This window comes from Thermococcus sp. M36, from assembly GCF_012027355.1.
Classification (GTDB): Archaea; Methanobacteriota_B; Thermococci; order Thermococcales; family Thermococcaceae; genus Thermococcus.
In genome coordinates this window covers 1-541 of sequence record NZ_SNUH01000081.1, presented here as the reverse complement: position 1 = coordinate 541, position 541 = coordinate 1, and the positions used below count along the sequence as shown (strand labels likewise).

Genomic DNA, 541 nt, shown 5'->3' with positions numbered 1-541 from the left:
AGTTTTATTAAACATCGCTTAGAAAATTATGCATCTGCAGTGCCCGCAGGTTTGTTTGATAAAATTACCAACGAGAGAACTGTTGATGCTCATGTAAAAGAACAATTAGAAAACTATGAATCTCCTGTAAGCGAAGAAGTGTGGGAAAAAATTGAAGAGGATGAAGACAGAAAAAGGCGAATTGTTTGGTGGTTATTTAATGAAAGATTTAGATGGGTTGCTGCTGCTTGTTTGCTTGCTTTATTTGCAGGTGCAGTGTATGTTTCAATAAATAAGAATAATAAAATTGATGCAGGTGTAGAAGAGGCAAGTAAATCATTTAATAAGCAACCAAAGCAAAACTCTTCAAACAATAATTCTTCCGGTAATTCATCAGCTACTGATAAAAATTCTCCTCAGAATAATAATGATATAACTATCAACCGGAATCAATCAACTGATAATAACAGTGATAACAACAATCAACTTCAATCACCACAAAACAATCAAGTCATAGCTCCTTCAGTTGATAGTCGTTCAACATCTTCAATAAATAAAAACT

Annotated in this window: 1 protein-coding gene; it reads left to right on the top strand. The window is 33.1% G+C overall.

What is annotated here, in order from left to right; translation table 11 throughout:
* Positions 1-541 (top strand): hypothetical protein (locus E3E36_RS11420; RefSeq protein ID WP_206203635.1); only part of this gene is annotated, 541 nt, incomplete at both ends.